19 protein-coding genes, 1 tRNA gene and 2 pseudogenes are annotated in these 20,660 nt (G+C 59.7%); 13 read left to right on the top strand and 9 right to left on the bottom strand.

The features are described 5' to 3' along the window. The first annotated feature begins 18 nt into the window (after positions 1–18). Positions 19–792 (top strand): glucose 1-dehydrogenase, encoded by a 774-nt coding sequence (locus Q363_RS33105; RefSeq protein WP_035359146.1) that lies wholly within the window; start codon positions 19–21, stop codon positions 790–792. Positions 793–813: 21 nt separating this feature from the next. Then, entirely contained in the window at positions 814–1,020 is a 207-nt protein-coding gene (locus Q363_RS33100; protein WP_035359145.1) for a hypothetical protein, read from the top strand. On the opposite strand, the gene Q363_RS33095 is transcribed toward Q363_RS33100, so the two are convergent. After that, a complete protein-coding gene (locus Q363_RS33095) occupies positions 1,017–2,099 on the bottom strand; it encodes a Gfo/Idh/MocA family protein (RefSeq protein ID WP_051979682.1) in 1,083 nt (360 codons plus the stop codon). The genes Q363_RS33100 and Q363_RS33095 overlap by 4 nt on opposite strands. A 125-nt stretch (positions 2,100–2,224) precedes the next feature. Here Q363_RS33095 and Q363_RS33090 point away from each other — a divergent pair, with 125 nt between their 5' ends. The 3 genes from Q363_RS33090 to larE are packed head-to-tail and all read left to right on the top strand — an operon-like array spanning position 2,225 to position 4,894. Beyond that, positions 2,225–2,983 (top strand): HoxN/HupN/NixA family nickel/cobalt transporter, encoded by a 759-nt coding sequence (locus Q363_RS33090; RefSeq protein ID WP_035359144.1) that lies wholly within the window; start codon positions 2,225–2,227, stop codon positions 2,981–2,983. 20 nt (positions 2,984–3,003) lie between these two features. Then, on the top strand, positions 3,004–4,014 hold the full coding sequence (gene yiaK, locus Q363_RS33085) for a 3-dehydro-L-gulonate 2-dehydrogenase (RefSeq protein WP_035359143.1): 1,011 nt from the start codon (positions 3,004–3,006) through the stop codon (positions 4,012–4,014). Positions 4,015–4,060: 46 nt separating this feature from the next. Further along, positions 4,061–4,894 (top strand): ATP-dependent sacrificial sulfur transferase LarE, encoded by an 834-nt coding sequence (larE, locus tag Q363_RS33080; RefSeq protein WP_035359142.1) that lies wholly within the window; start codon positions 4,061–4,063, stop codon positions 4,892–4,894. A gap of 56 nt (positions 4,895–4,950) precedes the next feature. On the opposite strand, the gene Q363_RS33075 is transcribed toward larE, so the two are convergent. Further along, on the bottom strand, positions 4,951–5,808 hold the full coding sequence (locus Q363_RS33075) for a hypothetical protein (protein WP_035359140.1): 858 nt from the start codon (positions 5,806–5,808) through the stop codon (positions 4,951–4,953). Between the two features lie 234 nt (positions 5,809–6,042). On the opposite strand from Q363_RS33075, the gene larC reads away from it, so the two are divergent. From larC to Q363_RS33050, 5 genes are all read left to right on the top strand, one after another. Further along, a complete protein-coding gene (gene larC, locus Q363_RS33070; protein ID WP_035359139.1) occupies positions 6,043–7,368 on the top strand; it encodes a nickel pincer cofactor biosynthesis protein LarC in 1,326 nt (441 codons plus the stop codon). Continuing rightward, complete coding sequence (larB, locus tag Q363_RS33065; protein WP_035359138.1) at positions 7,365–8,123, top strand: nickel pincer cofactor biosynthesis protein LarB; 759 nt, start codon at positions 7,365–7,367, stop codon at positions 8,121–8,123. The genes larC and larB overlap by 4 nt, the downstream gene beginning before the upstream one ends. 122 nt (positions 8,124–8,245) lie before the next feature. Next, positions 8,246–9,250, top strand: coding sequence for an aldo/keto reductase (locus tag Q363_RS33060; RefSeq protein WP_245632644.1), 1,005 nt, complete (start codon positions 8,246–8,248; stop codon positions 9,248–9,250). Positions 9,251–9,284: 34 nt separating this feature from the next. Further along, positions 9,285–9,563, top strand: a complete 279-nt coding sequence (locus tag Q363_RS33055; RefSeq protein ID WP_035359136.1) for a hypothetical protein — start codon at positions 9,285–9,287, stop codon at positions 9,561–9,563. Positions 9,564–9,624: 61 nt separating this feature from the next. After that, positions 9,625–9,701: transfer RNA gene (locus Q363_RS33050), tRNA-Arg, on the top strand. Between the two features lie 215 nt (positions 9,702–9,916). On the opposite strand, the gene Q363_RS33045 is transcribed toward Q363_RS33050, so the two are convergent. After that, positions 9,917–10,900, bottom strand: a complete 984-nt coding sequence (locus Q363_RS33045) for a tyrosine-type recombinase/integrase (RefSeq protein WP_035359135.1) — start codon at positions 10,898–10,900, stop codon at positions 9,917–9,919. A 76-nt stretch (positions 10,901–10,976) separates the two neighbouring features. Here Q363_RS33045 and Q363_RS33040 point away from each other — a divergent pair, with 76 nt between their 5' ends. Together Q363_RS33040 and Q363_RS33035 are read left to right on the top strand one after the other, a co-directional pair. Further along, entirely contained in the window at positions 10,977–11,732 is a 756-nt protein-coding gene (locus tag Q363_RS33040; protein ID WP_211256486.1) for a helix-turn-helix domain-containing protein, read from the top strand. 234 nt (positions 11,733–11,966) lie between these two features. Continuing rightward, positions 11,967–12,638: an alpha/beta hydrolase family protein gene (locus Q363_RS33035; RefSeq protein WP_035359132.1), complete on the top strand. Its 672-nt coding sequence runs from the start codon at positions 11,967–11,969 to the stop codon at positions 12,636–12,638. 269 nt (positions 12,639–12,907) lie between these two features. Here the strand turns inward: Q363_RS33035 and Q363_RS33030 are convergent, their stop codons facing one another. The 3 genes and pseudogenes from Q363_RS33030 to Q363_RS47365 all read right to left on the bottom strand — a co-directional run. Then, positions 12,908–13,945: an LLM class flavin-dependent oxidoreductase gene (locus Q363_RS33030; protein WP_035359130.1), complete on the bottom strand. Its 1,038-nt coding sequence runs from the start codon at positions 13,943–13,945 to the stop codon at positions 12,908–12,910. Between the two features lie 59 nt (positions 13,946–14,004). Beyond that, positions 14,005–14,934 (bottom strand): alginate export family protein, encoded by a 930-nt coding sequence (locus Q363_RS45155; protein ID WP_281176127.1) that lies wholly within the window; start codon positions 14,932–14,934, stop codon positions 14,005–14,007. Between the two features lie 35 nt (positions 14,935–14,969). Then, a pseudogene (locus Q363_RS47365) lies at positions 14,970–15,419 on the bottom strand (alginate export family protein); the annotation flags it as partial. Positions 15,420–15,614: 195 nt separating this feature from the next. Here Q363_RS47365 and Q363_RS47360 point away from each other — a divergent pair. Next, positions 15,615–15,801 (top strand): annotated as a pseudogene (locus Q363_RS47360) (hypothetical protein); the annotation flags it as partial. Between the two features lie 590 nt (positions 15,802–16,391). On the opposite strand, the gene Q363_RS33015 reads toward Q363_RS47360, so the two are convergent. From Q363_RS33015 to Q363_RS37230, 3 genes are all read right to left on the bottom strand, one after another. Next, positions 16,392–18,590 carry a nitric-oxide reductase large subunit gene (locus Q363_RS33015; RefSeq protein ID WP_211256485.1) on the bottom strand — a complete coding sequence of 733 codons (2,199 nt, stop codon included), beginning with the start codon at positions 18,588–18,590 and terminating at the stop codon, positions 16,392–16,394. A 117-nt stretch (positions 18,591–18,707) separates the two neighbouring features. Further along, a complete protein-coding gene (locus Q363_RS33010; protein WP_035359128.1) occupies positions 18,708–19,100 on the bottom strand; it encodes a nuclear transport factor 2 family protein in 393 nt (130 codons plus the stop codon). Between the two features lie 196 nt (positions 19,101–19,296). Next, positions 19,297–20,142, bottom strand: coding sequence for a helix-turn-helix domain-containing protein (locus Q363_RS37230; protein ID WP_051979677.1), 846 nt, complete (start codon positions 20,140–20,142; stop codon positions 19,297–19,299). Between the last annotated feature and the right edge of the window lie 518 nt (positions 20,143–20,660).

The following is a 20,660-nucleotide window of genomic DNA, read 5'->3' as shown; positions in this document are numbered from 1 at the left end:
CGTTAGAGTGACAACACCATGCAAACCATCCTCGATCTGTTCCGACTCGACAACAAAGTCGCTCTTGTCACCGGCGCCGCCAGCGGCCTCGGAGCCGCCATCGCCACCGCTCTTGCACAGGCCGGAGCCACCGTCGCCGTCCATGGCAACCGCAGGGCCGCAACCGAAACGGCCGCAGCCATCGGTTCCAAAGCCGCCGCCTTCCGCGCCGACCTCTCCACCATCGACGGCGCGAATGAGCTCTTCGGCCAGGTCGTGGACAAGTTTGGCCGTGTCGACATCCTGATCAACAACGCTGGCACCATCATCCGCCACGCCGCCGAGGAGTACCCACTCGAAGACTGGCAAACTGTCTTGCAGGTGAACCTGACAAGCGTCTTCCAACTCTCCCAGCTTGCTGCGCGTGACATGATCTCGCGCTCCGCTCCCGGCCAGAACGTGGGCAAGATCGTCAACATCGCCTCGCTGCTCAGCTTCCAGGGCGGCATTCGGGTGCCTGCCTATGCAGCCAGCAAGGGCGGCGTCGCGCAGCTCACCAAGGCCCTCGCCAACGAGTGGGCCCCCAAGGGCATCCAAGTCAACGCCATCGCCCCCGGCTACTTCGCCACGAGCAACACCGAGGCACTGCAGGCCGACGAGACCCGCAACCGCCAGATCCTGGAACGGATTCCCGCCGGGCGCTGGGGGCAGCCGAACGACCTCGCCGGAGCCGCCCTCTTCCTTAGCTCCCCGGCCAGCGATTACGTTACAGGCACCGTCATGACCGTCGACGGAGGCTGGATGGGCCGCTGACTATTCCTACGGAGGCAAGCCATGCCGCAGACTCCTCATCAACAACGCGTCGTTGAGCTACACAAGCTCGCGGCGCACGCTCACCTCGCCGCCGCTGCCTCGCACGACAAAGGCGACCACCTCACCGCACACGAGCTATCGAAGCAGGCGCACGAACACTCCCGCCTGGCGCTCGAGCACTCCGGCCAGATGGCCACCTTCGAGCCCGGCAAAGAGCTCAGACCCTAGAGAGCGAGCGGCGGTAGCTCTACACCGTCGCGTTCGCTCGAAAGATACGCCGCTTCCACGGTCCGCATCGTATCGATCGCGTCTTCGACACTGGTAGGCAGTGTCTTCGCCTCGCCCTCCACGTACGCCTGCAATGACCCCATCGATCCCATGAACGCATCGGGAAACCAGTTGCCACTCACAGGCGCCTCCCGCCATCCTGCTCCGTCGCGAACGATGTACTCAAGGTTGTCCGGCAGGCCCACCGGATAGTTCAGATTCACGCCCATCTGCGCCCGCATTGCACCCGTCATTCCCTCCCACTGCACAAAGCTACGCTGCATCTTCGGATCGAAGTCGTGGCTGTGGTTGGAGGCGATGAAGACGCGCTTGTCGTCGCCGTAGTCCAGAATGATGACGCTCTTGGTCGCCGCCAGCGCGGGCGTTCGCGGACTCTTCACCGTCTTCGCGTAGACGCCGCGCGGGTTGCCGAACCAGCTGCGCACCAGGTCGATGTAATGGATCGAGTGATAGAGGATCTCGAGCCGGGGCGCCGTACTCAGGAAGCTCCAGAGCTCCCACGGCATGTGGACGCTGACCTTCACCTCCATATCGTGCAGCTCGCCCAGCGCGCCAGCATCCGTCAGCGCGCGCGCGGCCAGCATGTTCGGAGCCCAGCGCAGCTGAAAGTTCACCGCCGCCGTCAGTCCCTTCGCCCGGCAGATGCGGAGAATCTCAACGGCCTCCTCCAGCGTCTCTCCCATCGGCTTCTGGATCAGCACCGCGGCGCCGTCCGGCAACTGCGGAAGGATACCCGGGATCGCCTTGGCGGGCACCGCCACATCGAAGATCGCGTCCGCCGGAGCAAACCGGATCGCCTCGTCGATCGACGAGGTGCCAAGAGGAACGTGGAACTTCTTTGCCAGCGCCTCTGCCCGTTCGCGACTCATGTCCACCAGCACCGCCACGGGAAATCCAGCCTTCGCGTACGCAGGCAGGTGAGCGTCGTGAACGATCCCGCCGGAGCCCACCATCACGATCGGCCGGGCCATACGCGGCTTCGGAGCTTCGGCCTGCTCAAATACACTCTCCAAATCCATCTCAACCTCTTTCACGGAGTCAACTCAAATTCTATTACTAAAAATTACACGAACATTTCCGTGCACCGTCCGGGATAAGTCGCCTTGCGGCCGTACGCCAGCACCCCGTACCCTACCAGAAGCCCATGTCGTCCGCGCTCGAACTCGCCCTGGTCTCCTGCGCGCTTCTTGGGCTACGCCACGGCTTCGACTACGACCACCTGGCGGCCATCACCGATATCACCAGCGTGCAGCGCACGTGGCGCGAAGGCATGAGGCTCGGCCTGCTCTACGCGCTCGGCCATGCCATCACGGTCGCCGTCCTCGGCTCTGCCGTCATCTTCCTGCACCTTTCGCTTCCCCACGGCCTCGATGCCATCGGCGAGCGGCTCGTCGGAGCCACCCTCATCGTCCTCGCTCTCTACGTCCTCATCACCTTCTTCCGCCGCCGCTCCGATGCCGCACACGGCCATGCCATTCCTCCCAGCCGTATCGCCCTCCTCATCACAGCAGGCCGTCATGCGAAGTGGCGCATCCAGCGCCTCAGGAATCCCGGCACACCTCGCCCTGAGCCCTTCCGCTTCCGCTACGACACTGGCTCAGTCCTCCTCGTCGGCATCATCCACGGCCTGGGAGCCGAGACCCCCTCGCAGCTTCTCCTCTTCCTCCTGACGGCCAATCTCGGCGGCACCAGCCGAGGCTTCCTCGGCCTGCTCTGCTTCATCGCCGGCCTTCTGGTCATGAACACCATCATGACTGCCTCCGCCTCCGGTATCTTCGCCTCGAGCACGCATCGCCCGCGCCTGCAGACGCTCATCACATCGCTCACCGCTGTCTACAGCTTCATCATCGGAGCGATCTTCCTGCTCGGTGTCAGCGACAAGCTGCCGGCGCTCGTCCGCTGACCTTCGACTAAACTCGCATCATGCTTCGCGTTCCCTTTGAAGGCCTTCGCTTCGCCCTAGAACAGGCGATGCTCCGCCTCGGTATCTCGCCCGACCGCGCTCGCCTCTGCGCTCAGCTCTTCGCCGAGACCACGCGCGACGGCATCTACTCACACGGCCTCAATCGCTTCCCACGCTTTGAGGCGATGGTGAAGAACGGCAGCATCGATGTGCATGCAACACCCACGCTCACAGCCGCCTTCGGCGCCATCGAGCGCTGGGACGGTCACCGTGGCATCGGCAATCTCAACGCCCGCTCCTCCATGCAGCGCGCCGTCGAGCTTGCCCGCACTCAGGGCATCGGCGGCGTCGCTCTCGCCAACACCAACCACTGGATGCGCGGCGGGGCCTTCGGCTGGCAGGCAGCGGACGAAGGCGTCTTTGCCATCTGCTGGTCCAACACTCTGCCCAACGTTCCTGCCTGGGGAGCAACCACGCCGACCATCGGCAACAATCCCCTCATCCTCGCCATCCCCCGCGACAACGGCCATCACATCGTGCTCGACATGGCGATGAGCCAGTTCTCCTACGGTGCCCTCGCCTCCTACGCCAAGCGAGGCCACCCCCTGCCCGTCCCCGGAGGCTACGACTCCGCCGGAAACCTCACGCAAGACGCCGCCGCCATCGAAGCCTCGCAGCGCGCGCTGCCCATCGGCTACTGGAAGGGCTCCGGCCTCTCGCTCGTGCTCGACATGATCGGCGCCATGCTCTCAGGCGGCCTCGCCACCTACCAGCTTGGATCAGACCCTCTCCGCGAAGCTGGCCAATCGCAGATCTTCCTCGCTATCGATCCCTCGAACGTCGCCACCGCCGAAGAGCTTACCCGCATCGCCGACGGCGTCCTTGACCACCTCCGTCAGGCAACGCCCATCGACCCCGCCCGCCCGATCCGCTACCCCGGGGAGCAGACGTTTCATCTGCGCGAGGAAAACCTGCGTCTCGGCGTTCCCGTCGATCCTGAGATATGGAAGCAGATCAGCCAGCCGGACTAGCAACCCTGCCCCTGACTCCGCTACTATACTTCCCGAGGATGGCCGGATGGATCTCGCAGTCAAACGCGCTTTGCTCCAGGCCACGCTCCGGGATCTCGGCAGCGTCATGATCGCCTACTCCGGTGGAGCAGACTCGGCGTATCTCGCCTGGGCGGCGCACCAAGAGCTCGGCGACCAAATGCTTGCCGTCATCGCCGACTCCCCCTCACTTCCGCGCGCCGAACTCGCGGCCGCGCTGGCGTTCACTGCCGAGCACCGCATCCCGACCCATATCCTGCACACCGCCGAACTCAAAAACCCGGACTATCGTCGCAACGACTCCAGGCGCTGCTTTCACTGCAAAGACGAGCTCTTCACGCAAATGGAACAGGCCCGCGCCGAACGCGGCTTCCGCCACCTTGCCTATGGAATGAACCTCGACGATCGCGGCGACTTCCGGCCGGGCCAGCAGGCCGCGGCGCAGCACCACGCGCTCGCGCCCCTGGTCGCAGCGCAGCTCACTAAGGCCGACGTTCGCCAGCTCGCGCGCGAAGCCGGCCTGTCGCTGTGGAATAAACCCGCCTCAGCCTGCCTCTCCTCGCGCATCGAATACGGCCGCCCCGTCACTGCTGAAAACCTGTCTCAAGTGGAGCAGGCAGAGGACGCGCTGCACGCGCTCGGCTTCCTGCAACTGCGCGTGCGCCATCACGGCGACCTTGCCCGCATCGAGATCGCCCGCACAGAGATGCCCCGCGCTCTCGATCTCGATATGCTCGACCGGATCACAGCCGCTCTGCGGCCCCTCGGCTTCCTCTACGTCACGCTCGACACCCAGGGATACCGCTCCGGGTCCATGAACGATGTTCTTCCGGCGAACGCCATCACTCCGGTCACGCGCTAACGCCGACGAAGAAGCCCGCTCCACAGATGAAGCGGGGCCCTTTACTCTTGCATCTGCTACTGTACAGGCTTCTCCGCCTTCGCCGGCGCCGTCATCTTCGGCTTCCAGAAGGTCGGGTCCTCTTTCACCCACGAATCCAGCGGATAGCTCATCTTTGGGTTGAACCGGAAGAGATTGGTCTGTTCCGACTCGATGCAGGAGGCCGTCAACTCGCCCAGCTTCTTCATCTTGCCCTCGCCCATCGCGTCGACAAACTTCTTCTGGTCCGCGTAGCCCTGTTCCACCTCTGCCAGCGACTTCATTGGGTTGAACACCAGATACATGCCGCCGTTATCCGCTCCATAGACGCTCTCAAACAGCGCCCACTTCGCGTTCGGGATCTTCTCGTAGCCCTCCCGGTACAGCTTCACCAGTTCCTCCCACTCCATCCTGTGCCCTGGGCGAACGTGGAAGACCGAGATCTCGAAGTAGCGACTGCGCGGTACATCAGCCGTCCCAGCCCGAAGACTGCCTTCCTCGTTGTAAATAAAGGCGCCCTGATCGTAGGAGGTCAGCAGATCCCCGTCCGACATCATGGCCTTATCGATCGCGGCCGAGAGCGTTGCGTTCTTCGCCATGTCCTGGTTGTCCTTCTCCCATGCGGCAAACGATGGATACCCCGTCAGAAATAACGCCCGCGTCGGGCCGGACAACGACTCAAGAGCGACGTAATGGGTCGGCCACTTCGCCGCGACCATGGCGCGCACAAAGGCGCTCTCCGACCGCTCGTGCAGCGCTCCGCCCCGCCCTGGCTTCACAAGCTCGCTCTGGATCACCAGCACCTTCGGTGGTCCCATCGCCTCCTGCGCCGCCGCGACTCCCAGACCTGTAACCATCACAGAAAGACCTGCTAAAAGCCCTGTCAGCCTCTTCATATCGAAAGCCTCCTTTGGCTGTTGTGCTTCCCCTTGAAACCGCGAATTACCGGCAGCAGCGATCAAAGCCACAGGCCAGAGACAGCCCCGGAGCTTGGCCGGCAACCCAGGATGATTCTGAAGAACGCCGGAATTCTACTCCCCGATGCTGCGTTGTCCAGAGGAATCGACAGCTGTAGTTCTTTCGCTCGGCATCGGTAGCGGCCTCCATTCCGCCGTGAAACAATATCGGCCATGCGCATTGCCTATCTCGATTGCTTCGCCGGCATCAGCGGCGACATGTTCCTGGGAGCTCTGATCGAGGCCGGAGTTCCGCCTCAAGTCCTTCACGACGCTGCCTCCGCGCTCAACCTCGGCGCGTCACTCTCCATCGAGAAGGTCGATCGCAGCGGTATCTCCTCGACCAAGGTGCATGTTCTCGAGAACGGCAGGCTCGCCGAAGCGGTCCAGCCACACAAACACGACGACAGAGTCCAGCAGCAGCGTGTCCGCGAACACCATCACCACCCCGGCACTCAGCATCAGCACAAGATCGGGCATTCGCATGCCCACGATGAGCCGCACGCCCACGACCACCCCGACACCCACGGCCGCTCGCTCTCCGTCATCCGCTCGTTGATTCAGTCAGCAAGTCTGCCCGATGCAGCGAAGCACACTGCCATCCACGCCTTCGAACTCCTGGGGGCCAGCGAGGCGAAAATCCATAACGTGCCGATCGAAAAGATTCACTTCCACGAGGTCGGTGCCGTCGACGCCATCGTCGATATCGTCGCCGTCAGCGCCGGCATCCATGCCCTCGCCATCGATGCCTGGTACTCGTCCCCCATCAACGTCGGCGGAGGCATGGTCGACTGCGCCCACGGCCGCTTCCCCGTCCCCGCGCCCGCAACCGCCGATCTGCTGCGGGGCATGCCAACCTACTCCGCGCACGTCCAACAGGAGCTTGTGACCCCCACCGGCGCCGCTCTCATCCGAGCCATCTCTCCCACCTTCGGCCCCCAGCCCGCGATGCGAGTCCAGCAGATCGGCTACGGCGCGGGATCGCGAAACCCGCAGGACTTCCCCAACGTCCTGCGCCTGTCCATCGGCGACGCAGCCGGCGGCAACCACGCCTCCGTTGCCGTCCTCGAGACCGCCATCGACGACCTCTCTCCGCAGATCCTCGCGCACGTCAGCGAGCGCGCCCTCGCCCTCGGCGCCCTCGATGTTATGTCCACGGCCGTGCAGATGAAGAAGGGCCGCCTCGGCACCCACATCACCGTCCTCGCCGACGACGCAAACGTCCCTGCGCTCGAAGACCTTCTCCTCCGCGAGACCAGCACCCTCGGCGTGCGCATCCACCACGAGCGCCGCTCCTGTCTCGACCGCTCCCACACCACCGTCGCGACCCCCTACGGAGACATACGCATCAAAGTCGGCTCACGCAACAACGAAACCTACAACGCCGCCCCCGAGTTCGAGGACTGCCGCGCCGCCGCCGCCCAGCACAACGTCCCCGTAAAGCTCGTCCAACAAGCCGCCATCGCCGCCTATCACTCCTCCAAGGCAGCGGCGCAATGAACAAAGCCACCCTCCTCGAACTCCTCGCCGCCGTCGAACGCGGCGACCTTACCCCCTCCGATGCCTCCGACCGCCTGGCCTCTCTCCCCTTCGAGGACCTCGGCCACGCCCGCATCGATCACCATCGCGCCCTCCGCAGCGGCCTGCCCGAGGTCATCTACGCCGCCGGAAAATCCCCCGCCCAGACCGCCGAGATCTTTTCCCGCATGGCCGCCGCCGGACACGACGTCCTCGCCACCCGCGCCGACGATCCCACCGCGCTCGCCGTCCTGGAAGCCGTCCCCGCCGCCGTCCACCACCCGCAGGCCCGGGCCCTCACGCTCCGCCAATCCACACACTCCGAACCAAAGGGCCACATCGCCGTCGTCTGCGCGGGCACCAGCGATCTCCCCATCGCCGAGGAGGCCGCCGTCACTGCCGAACTCTTCAACACCCGCGTTACCCGCCTCTACGACGTAGGCGTCGCCGGCATCCACCGCCTCCTCGCCGTACGCGACCAACTCGCCTCCGCCAACGCCGTCATCGTCTGCGCCGGAATGGAAGGCGCGCTCCCCTCCGTCGTCGGAGGCCTCGTCGGCGTCCCCGTCATCGCCGTCCCTACCTCCGTCGGTTACGGAGCCTCCTTCAGTGGGGCCGCCGCCCTCCTCGGCATGCTCAACTCCTGCTCCCCCAACGTCACCGTCGTCAACATCGACAACGGCTTCGGCGCCGCCTACTCCGCCACATTAATCGCAAGGATGGCACATGGCTCGTAGCTCGCTCTCTGGGCCAACAACGCCACGCTAATCGCCCGTGCGGCACATCCCGTCTAAGCTGCGCCCAACCATCCGGACGGTGGTCGTTCAACATCTAACTCTGCATGCAGCGCCGAAACTTTTTGAAATCCGCCACCGCCGCGGGGTTGGCAGCAGCCGCCACCTCTAGCTACGCCATTGCACAGAACGCGGGAGCGGCTGCGCCCCAAAAGCGCCCTGAGGTTCCCGGCATGATCTACCGAGAACTCGGCAAGACAGGCGAGCGCGTCTCCGCCATCGGCCTCGGCGGCTACCACATCGGCAAATCCCCCGACTCCGACGCCAGTATCAAGCTCATTCGTCAGGCAATCGACGCCGGCATCACCTTCATGGATAACTGCTGGGACTACAACGACGGCCTCAGCGAGGTCCGCATGGGCCGGGCCCTCCGGGACGGCTACCGCGAGAAGGTCTTTCTCATGACCAAGATGGACGGCCGCACGAAAGAGTCCTACGCCAAGCAACTCGAGGAGTCACTCGGCCGCCTTCAGACCGACGTAATCGATCTCGTCCAGTTCCACGAGGTCATCCGCATGGAGGACCCCGACCGCATCTTCGGCCCCGGCGGAGCCATGGAGGCTGCCGTCGCCGCCCGCCAGGCCGGCAAGATCCGCTACATCGGCTTCACCGGACACAAGGATCCCGCCGTCCACCTCCGCATGTTCGAGGTGGCAAAGAAGCACAACTTCCACCTGGATACTGTCCAGATGCCCATCAACGTCATGGACGCGCACTTCCGCTCCTTCGCCAAAGAGGTGATGCCCGTCGCCCTCCAGCAAGGCACCGCTATCCTTGCCATGAAGACCTTCGGCGACCACTTCATCCTCGACTCCAAGACCGTCGAGCCCATCGAAGCATTGCACTACGGGCTAACCCAACCAGTCTCCGTCGTCATCACCGGCATCGACTCCCCCACCATCCTCCAGCAGGCCCTTACCGCCGCCCGCACCTTCAAGCCGCTCTCTGACACTCAGGTCACCGCCCTGCTCGCCCGCACACGCGACGCCGCCAGCGAAGGCCGGTTCGAGCTCTTCAAGACCTCGAACCGCTACGACGGAACGGCCGCCAACCCGAAGTGGCTCGGCTGACATCGTCGTCACCATCGCTGGTATCATCGAAGACATGACGCAGCTTGATGTTCAATACCGCTACGGTACGCCTCCTACCGAGGCTGCAGCACTGGCAATCGCCCGCATCCGCGAGGTCTATGGGGTTCGCCACCTCTCCTTCGATGAGACTGAAAAGACTTTGCTCGTCGAGTACGACGCAACGCGCCTCAACGAGCCGGCGATTCACCAGTTGCTCCGGCGCGCCGGACTCGATGTCGTCGAGAAGCTGCCGATGGTCACGGCTCCGCAGCCCGTTGAGGCACTCACCGCCGCTCCCGCTCCCGCGAAATAACTCGCGAAACCATCCTCTCCTGCGATACGCTTCCTTACGCAGCAGATCTTCCGCTTCACCCGCGCCCGTAGCTCAGCTGGATAGAGCATCTGGCTTCGAACCAGAGGGTCGGAGGTTCGAGTCCTTCCGGGCGCACCACTTATAGCTGTAAGATCAACGACTTAGCTGGAGTCGCGGTCTAAGGCCAAAACATCGAGGGCAAGATAAGGGCAAGGCAATTTTCAGCCCCCCTCAAAGAGACGGTGGAAATAACCGTGATTGCAGCAGCAGAAAGGCCTCCTTAACGGGAGGCCTCTTCTGTTTCTGGGCTGGGTTTTTAGTGCGCCTAGATGCCCTAATCTGCGCTCAACCTCTCATGCTCTCTTCCTCAACATCTCCACAACCTTGGCATTGGCCGCGCGGGTCTTGTTTGCCGACCTCTTTCCGCCGTAGCTGAGCGTTGTGCTGATGTCGGAGTGGCGCATCAGCGTCTTCTGCATCTCGAGCGGGATGTCGTCCAATTCACCCATCATCGCGCGGTAGGTGTGGCGGAAGTCGTGCCAGCCCAGGCTCGCGATGCCGACGCGCTTGCCGGCCGGTATGAGATGGTCCTTCTGTAGTGTGCCGCGCCAGAACGGTCGGCCAGTTAGGATGTTGCCAAAGAGCCAGCCGTTGACGGATATATCCTCCCCGTTCTCATCCTGATTTGGCTCGCGCCATTCCTTCAGCACCATCGCCAAGTCCTCGTGCATCGGCAACTCCGCCTCAGACGCCTGTGTCTTGGTGTCATCCATGTCCTTCTCGACGACCGACCTACGGATTGTGATCGTCGCCTTCTCGAAGTCAACATCCTCCCAGCGGAGGCCGAGTATCTCGCTCGCTCGGAGCCCGAGAATCATGGCGATCTGGATCATGACTCGCACGTGCTGGCATAGCTCTGAGTCAGCGACTAGGGCACGGTACTGCTCGCCAGTGAGGTACGTAATCATCCGGACCTTGATTCGCTTTCCCTTTACTTCGACCAATTGGAAAGGGTTCCTCTGGAGCGTGAGGAGGTTCCACTTCATCGCGCATTCGAGGAGACGATGGAGGAAGGCTTTCAGGTGCAGCTTGGTTTTGTTGCTGACATCGCGGGCTGGACGCGCCGGAGTGACCTTCCCTTTGACGCGCTTTCCCTTGGCGATGTAATCGGGTTCGACCTTCTCCGGAATCGGCAACGTCTGGTATCCGTTGATCCAATTCTCTGCGGCCATGATGTCCTTCGCCATATCCTCCACGCGCCAGTCAGCCCACTCCATGCGGACACGCTTGAGGAAAGAGCGGTAGGTAGCCTGACTGTGTGGACGGATATCTTTCATGCCCTCGAGGAGGAAGCGGTCGCAGAGGCCTGCAACACTTATACCGGCGAGTCGTTCGTTGATTTCGGAGAGGGACTTGCTGGCTTCCTTCTGGGCTGCGGCCTTGGTGCGGAACCTCTGCTTTGACCTCCCCGGCCTGTCCGTGAGCGAACAGTCGGTGCTCGTCGCCATTTGCAGGTATGCGGACAACGCCACCTACGACTGCTACCCCTCGCGGTCGCTGATCGCTACGGTGTCGCGCCTCCAAGAGCGCCAAGTCCAGCGGATCATCCCAACCCTCATCGAGCGGGGTTACATCTCGCGCGAGGTCGGGAAAGGCAGGTCTTCGAGCAGGTACACCGTTCAGGTTGCCTCCATCAAGGAACTCATCAGTAGGGGAGACACAGAGACTCCTCTAAGCGCAGGACAGGAAGGCGACGAGGGACTCGATAGGGGAGACATACAGACTCCTCTACCGGAAACAGTAGATGTGACATCAGGACTCCTCAGAGGAGACATTGACGCCATAGATGGGGAGACACAGGGACTCCTCAGGGGAGACATTCACGCCTCTCTATATAAGGAAGAATCTGTCATTGAATCGGTTAGTAAGGAATCGGTCAGTGCAATCGGTTACACGACGAGCGCACACAAGCAAGCCAAGGAACATGCTCACAATCTCATGGAGGAACTGAAGACTCTGACTCCTGAGGCGCTGGGAGACCTTGCGTATGACATCGCGTGTCGCCATCCGCGTAGCCGGTTGCGGATGTGGACCCGGCGCAACGTGGGACAGGCGGACACGGTGGCGATCCTCGACGCCATGGCGGACGAGGCACAACCAACGGAGTGACGATGGCGGAGTCTGGGCGCATGATGCTCGTTCCATTCGCAGTGTCAACTCATAGGGAGTCCTATCGGCAAACAGAAAATCAGTAGACAGCCTCAATCTTAGCCCTGCCTGAACGAGGCAAAGCAAATATTGTGTGTGAGCACAAATCAATTCACGCTCTTTAGAGAGCGAAACGCCTATTAGAATGGACCCCGACTGGCACAGCTTCGCTACAAGAGATAGGCCTCAAGCACGATGAACAACTATCAAGAGTTCCTGGATACTCAGGCGCATGAAGTACCCGTTCGAGGATTCCTGCATCGCCCTGCTGGCTCGCCAGGAGATTGTCTCGTACTGACGCATGGCGCCGGAGCAAATTGCAATTCTCCGCTGCTCGTAACGCTTGCAGACGCATTCTGTGCCTCGGGATTGACCGTCGTCCGTTACGATCTTCCCTTCCGCCAGTCGCGTCCCCACGGACCGCCGCCACGAGGTAGCGCCGAACGCGACCAACAGGGGCTCCGCGCAGCAGTAATGTCCATGCGAAGACATATCTCAGGACGCGTATTCCTGGGTGGCCACTCCTACGGAGGAAGACAAGCCTCCATGCTGGCTGCGGCTGAACCTGGTCTCGTCGATCAGCTCCTGTTGCTCTCTTACCCGCTCCATCCGCCGCAACGACCGAGCGAGTTGCGGACAGAGCATTTCCCAGGCCTCCGAACCCCAGCGTTGTTCGTTCATGGCCTACGGGATGGCTTTGGCTCCACTGATGAGATGACAGCGGCGTTGAAGCTCATCCCCGCACGAACGGAACTCTTGCCGGTCACCGGTGCAGGCCATGAACTCATAACGAAGCGGAACAAAGATGAGCTATTGGAAACAATCGTAGAGACGTTCCGGCAGCTCACCAATGAAGTCGGATCGTGAGAACAACCTCGCCGAAGGGACATCCGTCAACCAGGGACTTCATGGCTTCAGCCAGTAAAGCATCTTCCGCGAGGGAAGGTCCCTTGGGTAAAGCCAACTGCGCCGGCAGAACGCCAGATTCCTTCGATCTCATCGCCGGCGCAGCGCATGCGCTTACTTGCCCTGGAGCAAGAGGCTGAGTGGGCAAGCGGACCGACAGGCGCGAACTCAAACTTCAAGAAGCCACACGCTGCGAGTGGTAGTGAACCGTAGCAGCCGCGCAAGCCGCCTTAACCGCTCGAACGAACTCGGACAATTGGCGCTACTTCAGTTCCGAGCAATTCTATGGAGCGCTTCATTGCGGTAGTTTCGAGCGAGGCCGAACTCATTTGGAAAGTGATACGGCTTACGCCACCGAGTGCAAGGCTCGCATCGAGCATCTTGCTGGCAACGGTAGCTGAATCACCGATCAAAAAGGCACCTTCAGGGCCACACATCGCATCGAACTGCCGACGCGTAGGAGTTGACCAGCCACGCTCGCGACCGATCGTCGAGACCATATATGCCCAACCCGGGAAGAAGGCATCTTTGGCTTTTGTAGTTGTCTCTCCAACGAAACCCATCGCATGGACGCCGACTGTGAGTTTGTCAGCAGTGTATCCAGCTCTCAGACCGCTCTCGCGGTAGAGATCGACGAGCGGACGGAAACGCTCGAAACTGCCGCCGATGATTGCGACCATCAGAGGCAGGCCGAGCGCGCCGGCGCGGGCGAAAGATTGCGGTGTGCCTCCGACGCCAAGCCAAACCGGGAGACGCTGCTGATGGGGCCTCGGGAAAACACCCTGCCCCGTGAGCGCCGGACGATAGCGCCCCTGCCAGGCAGGATGAGCCGTCTCTCGGAGCTTGAGAAAGAGATCGAGTTTCTCCGCAAAGAGCGCATCATAATCGCGCGCGTCGAAGCCGAACAATGGATAGGCCTCGCCGAAAGAACCCCGACCAACGACGATCTCGGCGCGGCCCTTCGAAATCAGATCGAGGGTCGCGAACTCCTGAAATACACGCACTGGGTCAGCAGCGCTCAACACTGTGACCGCGCTCGTAAGACGGATCGTTTTGGTGCGGGCAGCCGCAGCCGCCAGGATGATTGCTGGCGCGGAATCCAGAAATTCGGCGCGATGGTGTTCGCCCATACCGAAGACGTCGAGCCCAACTCGATCGGCGACTTCGATCTCTTCGAGAAGATCGGCCATACGATCAGTCCCCGAAGGCGGTTTGCCCGTCTTCGGATCGGGGAGAATTGCTGCAAAACTGTCGATGCCAATTTCCATAGAGGTCCTCTTGTTGAGTTGTTTGCGGTGAAGGCTTCGCCGCTTGAGCAGTGACGTGGTTAAAACTTATACGTCGTCCACACCCCGGCATAGTCCACGTCTTTGCCTGCAGGCGATGCCTGAGTCAGAAATGAGCCGACGAAGAAATGCCCGTAGGCGGTGGACACGGCAAGATGACGGTTAGCATTCCAGTACACACCGACCGTTGGCTGGTTGCCGATGTAACGCGCAGAATTTCCTCGTCCCGCAACGAGTAGATTGATGCCAAGCCCGTACAGGCCGTCTTGAAGGCTGGTCCGCCAGAAAGTGTGGTCGTCCGCAATCACGGTAAGCGATTTCGTGAGTCGCAAGCTGATGTGAGGACCAACTTCAATGAGATTCGTAGCGCCGTTCAGAGAGAGCGTTCCCTGGCCGAAATAGATGCCTGTCGGGAACAGTGGATTGAATGTTCCCAATGCCGACTTTGAATCGCCGTGGTCGCCGCTGGCGACGCCTGCATCGACACCAATCTGGGGTTGAAGACGGATGGATCGAAAGGTGTATGCGGTGTCATGGGCGGTGGCCCAAGCGCGAATGTCATTCGCCCCAAACGTACCCCATTGAAACATTGCTTCGCTGTTATAGTTCCAACCGTTTCGCCCGCCCCAAAACCTTCCTCCCGCCGTGTGGCGTAGCTCGTTCTGGGACCCCTTTTCGAATGAAGCATTCTTCCGAGCGAGTCCAAGATAATAAAGATCGATATTTCCGCCCTTGATTTCAGTTAACGGATGGACCGCATAGACGCCCCAAAACGTGGAGCCATGATTCGGGGGCGCATCGAGAATATCGGTGCCGTTCAGCACGGGCTTTGTAGCAAGTCCATCGATAATCCAAGAGGGTGTCTTCCATTCCAGGGAGGCACCATCGAAGGCTTGATGAACATTAGGCCCCTCCCTGACGTCGACCAAGCGTCCTGAGCCAAACTCGAACTCCTGTCGTCCAAGGCGCAAACCAGCGACTGCTTGCTTGCCTTCGAGAGGGCTATGTCGACGAATCCCTGTTCGAAAAACAGCTTGGAGTCGTCGATCACCGGCCTCGGGCCGCCACTGCGTCCGGCTTCGATGTCGCTTGTGAGTTGCACGAAAAACCGAATTCGAGGTGCTGCATGAATATCGGCATACGTAGTGAGCCGTTGTAAGAGATAGCCGTTATCGTCTTGCGTTCCGAGACCCCAGCTCGCATTGTGGAAGCCCTCGTACCACTCACGAACCTCCCCGCCAATCGTGATAAACCGGCCCTCGTTTGATCCGAGCGGTACGTACTTGAGATGGTCCCAAAAGTCTCGCCTGCATGTTGGGTTGCTGAGGTACCGGTAGTCTTCGCCTTGCCGGAGCAGTCCGAAGGGTTGCGAACTGTCCGGGCATACTGACTGAGCAAAAATGGCGCTCGAAAGCGGCAGGAGAACGAGCAACGCTGTACAGGCAACGCGAAGCATTTGGAACTCGTCCTTCATGTGCCGAATACGGCCCTTGAGCCGGATACGGTTCCCGGATCACCCGCTGCGTCCAGAGGCTGCTTGAGATCACGGAGGATGTGTTCCGCCGCAGCCGGTACGACTGAAATCATGGACTCCTCCATCAATAACCGACAATGAATCGCTTGTTGATGAACCTTTGCTGCTCCACCTCGTCGATTCGTTGCTTCCTACTTTTCGCAATTCCCCGGCTACTACGCCACAGCAGACGCCGGGTTTAATGGACGAGGACGGCTATGTGTATGTCATCGCGAGAACGGACGACATAATCAACGCAGCGGGACACCGTTTATCAACAGGAGGCATGGAGGAAGTTCTGGCTTCGCACCCAGACGTGGCGGAGACTTGTGAGAACTGAACATTTGGACTGAATCATCACCTTCTCTGCAGGGTTCACAGCTGGAATAGCTGGCTTCTGTCAGAAGTACCCTGAGTAAGATTTCTATAGAGGCGCTGAACGACCAAGCAAAACAACACTAAGACCGATGTAAGAGCTATTCGCGAATAGAAACCGCTAGAACGAAGGAGTTCTACTGCGAGGATCAGGCTGGCGAGTACCAGCAATGTGAGCGATACGGCCCGATGGAACCGTTGCATTCCAAACTCCAGTCCCTTCAGGTCCTTTCTCTCAATCTGACGTCCATGATCGGAATCGGTGCACGCGGCCTTGCTTCTGCAGGAGTTGCAAGCTGACGCGGGAGCACGGTAGATCACAACTCCCTTTGCCGAATCCGAGAGAATTGGGAACAGATGCTGATCTTGCGGGCACCTCCAGACATCACGTTCGGGGTGATAGGTGAAACCGGCGGTACTTACTCCAAGAGATCGCCGGTGAGCATGTTGCGCAGCCCATTCGAGTAACAGCGCAATGAATGCAAGGGAAACGGCGTATCCCAGCATCAAGACGGATTCGAGAGATACGCCAGCCATAATTCAGCGCTCCTGCACTGGAGCCACAATATCGGTAAACAGCATCTCTTTTGGTTCTTCCATCGTCTGACTCTTCCGCATGTGGCGTATGCCAAGGAAAGTTAAATAAAGAATTGGCAGCGTTCCTCCCACGATGAAAACAAGGTCGCCGGGCATACGCAGCCACTCCAGAACAGTGTTGGCCCGACTGCCGATGTAATTCAACGTCCGGGCATCGTAGTAGCTCACACTAATCGAGTGATAGAGCTGCAGAATCCCCAGCGGAAAGAGCGTTGCGAAAACCATCCATGCCAAGCCAAGATTAAGAGACCAGAAGCTGATCTGGGCGGCCTTATCAGACCAATACTTTTGGGGAATGATGTACCGCAGACAGAAGAGCGCGAGGCCGACCGACAACATTCCATACACGCCCATAAACGAGGCATGTGCGTGATTCGCAGTCAGAGCGGTGCCAATTTCGTAATAGGAAACGATCGGCAGATTGATGAGGAAACCAAATACCCCGGCGCCGAGGAAGTTCCAGAAGCCCACCGCAGCAAGGAACATCACAGCCCAGTAGTGTGGGAATGGCGTCGTCGATCGCGCCTCCTGCGCCGTCCCCAGTTGCAGGAAGCTCCATGCCTCAACCGTGAGCAAGGTGAGAGGGATGACCTCAGCTGCCGAGAAGAACGCGCCGAGCGCCATATGGAGTGCCGGTTCCCCGGAGAAGTACACGTGGTGCATGGTGCCGACAATACCGCCAGCTGAATAGAGAATGAGGTCGAGATAGATCATTCGCAACGCGGTGCGTTCGTGAACCACTCCCAACAAGACAAAGATGTACGCAACCAGAATCGTCGTGAACAGTTCGAGAAAATCTTCCACCCAGAGGTGCACAACCCAGAAGCGCCAAAAGTCTGTCGTCGTGAAGTGCTCTCCGGGATTTGCGAGCAGCCCGACTCCGTAAAATGCAGGGATCGAAAGCGCTGAGAAAAAAAAGAGCCACGGCATGTTTCCTGTGTGTTCGCCAGACAGACGGCCGCGAAGCCCGCGATAGAGGATCACGACCCAGAAGAGCAGGCCCACAGTTAACAAGATTTGCCAGAGGCGCCCGAGATCAAGCCATTCAAATCCCTGGTCGCCTAACCATGAATTGCGTGTCAGGCCTTGAATTCCGGCGAATTCGCCTAACAGACTGCCCACCACGACGATGGTAACCGCGCCCAGCAGGCCATATGCGAGCAGATTTTGTCCGCGCGGCTCCCTGCCTGCGATCATCGGCGCAAGGAAGATAGCAGATGCGAGATAGGAGGTGGCAACCCAGAAGATGGATAGCTGCAGGTGCCATGTGCGGACAACATTGAAGGGAAGAATCTTACCGAGATTGATGCCGAAGAAAGTCTGCAGGTCTGCGCGATAGTGTTCGGTTGCTCCGCCCAACAGCGTCTGAACGCAGAACAGCGCTGCCATAATGAAGAAGAACCATGCGCATGCATTTTGCGCCGGTGTGAGCAGTACATCATCTGGAGCGCGGAAGGACATGCTCTGTTGCTCACGCCCATGCCATCCCAGCAGGTTCCACTTGCCGAAGACTCCCAGAAGCAGCCCAGTACCACCTAATAATGCAGCCAGAGAGAGCACGCTCCATACGATAGAGTCGGCTGTTGCATGATTGTCGACTAACGGCTCGGGCGGCCAGTTATTAGTGTAGGAATAAGAATGACCGGGACGGGCCGTAGATGCTGCCCAAGCAGTCCAGCTGAAGAAGGCAGTCAATTTGCGAATGTCTTCTGGATCACTAATGGCGTGTGGTCTCAACCCGAACTTAGTGGTCGGTTCCCCGAAGAACGATGCATAGAAAGCTCTGCACTCGTTGAACGCATGCGTTTGGGCAGCTGTGTATCCGAGCTTTCCCGTGGTTTGGTCATATTGATTGGTCTTGAAGTCTTGTATGGTGCGGCTGCGTGCTGTGTCGGAGCTTTGGCCACCGTAAAACTCAATGCTTGAGAGTGCCGCACGATGCAGATATTCCGTCGTGAAATCTGGCCCAAGATAAGCACCATGTCCAAAGATCGAGCCGTATTGCATTAGACCGTTGCTTAGAAAAATTCGCTGCCCTTCCATGATGTCAGGGCGAGTAAAGAGGACTGCGCCGTTCGCATCGTTGACGGCTTCTGGAATGGGCGGCTCATCGTTATAGGTGTAATAGGTGAGCACACCCATGATGAAGAATCCAATAATCAGAACGATGCCTGCCGCTTGAATCCAACCGCGAGAGATCATCAGCGAACGTTTCTCAGTCGAGTGCATAGACCTGTGTCTCATATACAGAGCGGACGCTTACGCGGCAGGTGGATCGAGAAAGACGTAGAGGGAGTGGATACGGCCGTTCACGAAATGGGCCACATCCATGCCGGTCACGGCTACGGGGCCGTTCGGTGGTCCGGATTGCCAGCGCAGCCTTCCAACACCGTGGTGACCGACGGCAGGACCTATCGAGGTGAAGACGAAGTTTGGCGGCAGGCTCGACAGGAGTCCTGCCACAGCCTCCTCTATGCCGGCGTGCCCCTTTGCTGTGGCATCCGGCGGTTCATACAGTGTGGCGTCGTCGGCATAAATCTCTGCGATAGCTTTGACTCGGCGAGAGGCGTCGCGCTCGTTGAACACCCGAGCGAGATGTGCCTGCATCAGGCGGTCGTAGTCAATGGGCGCTTGCGACTTTTCGGGGCTCATGGCTGCTCCTCAATTTGCGGTTTATCTCGAAAGAGCGTTCCGCTTCTCAAGAATCAACCGGGCCTCGACGGAGCGTCTTGCCCAAAAACGTTTTCCTTTGTCGAATCCGCTTCTCCCGGAAGGAGCATGCTCCGGCCTTGGTAAAGGCCGGTCGAAGTTAATCACGATAGAGCCTGCACTCAGGCTGCATTCCTATTTATTGCAGATCGTGGTCCCTCTGCCATACGCGTGGGGAAACACCAATGACCCTTTGAAACGTTCGCGAAAAGTGGCTCTGATCGCCGAACCCAGTCGCCAGTGCAATCTCCGACTGCGAAACGACGCCCTCTTTGAGGAGCTTCTGTGCCTCACTGATACGTATGCCGAGCAACCATCTATGTGGAGAAACACCTGTGGCAATCTTGAATGCCTTCCTGAAATGAGAATCTGACAATTCGATTGAAGCGGCGATCTCTTTGGTCGTTACCGGGTGGGTCATGTGTTGTCGCATATACTCCACCGCGCGCCGCAATTGCCAGGGTGTCAGCCCACCGCTCTGGTTCACCGTAGGCACGGCACGACCATCTGCCGAGTTATGGCCCACTTCCCGTAACGACAGATATAGGTCAAGTTGCTGCTGGTCGGAGAGGATATTGAAAATGGCTCCGATATCCTTTGCATGTTCTTCGTACAACCAATCGATCGACCTGCGCCCTTGCTCGGTCAAATCGAAACCATGCTTTTCCTGCTGACTTCCCCGATGAGATCGAACATTGATCAGATCTTGCTTCTTCAGACGCGCAATTGTCATCGCGACTGAGGCGGCAGCCAAACGAGTCTTTTGGGCGATTTCTGATGCAGTCAACTCACCGTTATGCAGGAGTACCTCAAGAACGATAAAGTCGCTCACTGCAATTCCTCTTGCAGCTACTCCGCTCTCAAGGAGGTCGGCGATGGCATGATAGGCGCGTCGAAGCACAATCCAGAGCTTTTCGCTGGAAACGTCTCCTGTCGGTAATCGCTTTGCATTCCCGTTCTTTGTAGGCCGTATTGAGGACGCCATCGTTCAGCTCATTCCGTTTAATACTCAGGCTACAGGATTCCATAGGAGGCGAGGACGACCATAAACAGCCATTTGATTTAGTACCCACAAACGTTAGGTTCCTATCGGGGCTGCTCCCGGTAGACGAGGCAGGGTTGAGCGTGATTCTTTCGGCGGGGGCAGTTTCGATAGGATCGTTTGAACTGAGCCGCTGGCGTTTGCGGCGGACGCGGTGATCTACCTATGGATTTTCAATGGTGCGGGCTGGCTGATCGCGGCCATGGCAGGGGCAAAAATTGAACCAACGGAGTTGGGGGAGCCCCGTAAGTGGGCAGAACTGCGCTCTGCAAGGTGTGAGCGAGTGCCGTATACATGGTGCTTGGACAGCTTGTGGGCACACGAGAGCCTTGCATGTGCGAGCATGCCATCGGGCGACGGGGGTAGAGACGTCGTAAGCGATAGCTGTTTTATGAGCTGTCAACGCTGCACCTCTGTGGGGTAGGGATGCTCAGGTCTGGCCGGAAGTAAAGTTGAGCGCT

It is taken from the genome of Edaphobacter aggregans DSM 19364, assembly GCF_000745965.1.
Taxonomy (GTDB): domain Bacteria; phylum Acidobacteriota; class Terriglobia; order Terriglobales; family Acidobacteriaceae; genus Edaphobacter; species Edaphobacter aggregans.
Note: the sequence above shows the minus strand (reverse complement) of the source record. Positions and strands in the feature narration are given on the sequence as shown.

What these genes read in the sequence shown, in the direction of transcription:
- Q363_RS33010 (WP_035359128.1), bottom strand. Translation starts at nt 19,100, where the DNA reads ATGAGCCCCGAAAAGTCGCAAGCGCCCATTGACTACGACCGCCTGATG.
- Q363_RS33015 (WP_211256485.1), bottom strand. Translation starts at nt 18,590, where the DNA reads ATGGGTGTGCTCACCTATTACACCTATAACGATGAGCCGCCCATTCCA.
- Q363_RS33035 (WP_035359132.1), top strand. Translation starts at nt 11,967, where the DNA reads ATGAACAACTATCAAGAGTTCCTGGATACTCAGGCGCATGAAGTACCC.
- larE (WP_035359142.1), top strand. Translation starts at nt 4,061, where the DNA reads ATGGATCTCGCAGTCAAACGCGCTTTGCTCCAGGCCACGCTCCGGGAT.
- larB (WP_035359138.1), top strand. Translation starts at nt 7,365, where the DNA reads ATGAACAAAGCCACCCTCCTCGAACTCCTCGCCGCCGTCGAACGCGGC.
- Q363_RS33100 (WP_035359145.1), top strand. Translation starts at nt 814, where the DNA reads ATGCCGCAGACTCCTCATCAACAACGCGTCGTTGAGCTACACAAGCTC.
- Q363_RS33055 (WP_035359136.1), top strand. Translation starts at nt 9,285, where the DNA reads ATGACGCAGCTTGATGTTCAATACCGCTACGGTACGCCTCCTACCGAG.
- yiaK (WP_035359143.1), top strand. Translation starts at nt 3,004, where the DNA reads ATGCTTCGCGTTCCCTTTGAAGGCCTTCGCTTCGCCCTAGAACAGGCG.
- Q363_RS37230 (WP_051979677.1), bottom strand. Translation starts at nt 20,142, where the DNA reads ATGGCGTCCTCAATACGGCCTACAAAGAACGGGAATGCAAAGCGATTA.
- Q363_RS33045 (WP_035359135.1), bottom strand. Translation starts at nt 10,900, where the DNA reads ATGAAAGATATCCGTCCACACAGTCAGGCTACCTACCGCTCTTTCCTC.
- Q363_RS33095 (WP_051979682.1), bottom strand. Translation starts at nt 2,099, where the DNA reads ATGGATTTGGAGAGTGTATTTGAGCAGGCCGAAGCTCCGAAGCCGCGT.
- larC (WP_035359139.1), top strand. Translation starts at nt 6,043, where the DNA reads ATGCGCATTGCCTATCTCGATTGCTTCGCCGGCATCAGCGGCGACATG.
- Q363_RS33075 (WP_035359140.1), bottom strand. Translation starts at nt 5,808, where the DNA reads ATGAAGAGGCTGACAGGGCTTTTAGCAGGTCTTTCTGTGATGGTTACA.
- Q363_RS33090 (WP_035359144.1), top strand. Translation starts at nt 2,225, where the DNA reads ATGTCGTCCGCGCTCGAACTCGCCCTGGTCTCCTGCGCGCTTCTTGGG.
- Q363_RS33030 (WP_035359130.1), bottom strand. Translation starts at nt 13,945, where the DNA reads ATGGAAATTGGCATCGACAGTTTTGCAGCAATTCTCCCCGATCCGAAG.
- Q363_RS33105 (WP_035359146.1), top strand. Translation starts at nt 19, where the DNA reads ATGCAAACCATCCTCGATCTGTTCCGACTCGACAACAAAGTCGCTCTT.